1 protein-coding gene is annotated in these 240 nt (G+C 45.4%); it reads right to left on the bottom strand.

Translation table 11 applies throughout. The features are described from left to right. Positions 1 to 240, bottom strand: a 240-nt coding sequence (locus AK963_RS37005) for a transposase (RefSeq protein ID WP_175404856.1), incomplete at both ends; no start/stop codon positions are given.

The following is a 240-nucleotide window of genomic DNA, read 5'->3' as shown; positions in this document are numbered from 1 at the left end:
TGAAAATATTGTAGATTGTTGCTGTGAAGCTTGGAATAACCTTTGCAGCGAAGCTGGTCGACTGTTCAGTCTGTGCTCCCGTGATTGGGCAGTTATACAGTAGTTAGAAAATTCAATTGGTATAACCCGTTTATCCTGATGAACCTTAACCACAAGGCCATCGAGATACAGGATGGGGAAAAGTCTGTCCAGCGGGCGATTCTGCCAAGTCCTGACCTCATCGTAGACAGCATCAGTTAC

It is taken from the genome of Endozoicomonas atrinae, from assembly GCF_001647025.1.
Lineage (GTDB): Bacteria > Pseudomonadota > Gammaproteobacteria > Pseudomonadales > Endozoicomonadaceae > Endozoicomonas > Endozoicomonas atrinae.
This window is presented reverse-complemented; position numbering and strand designations above follow the sequence as displayed.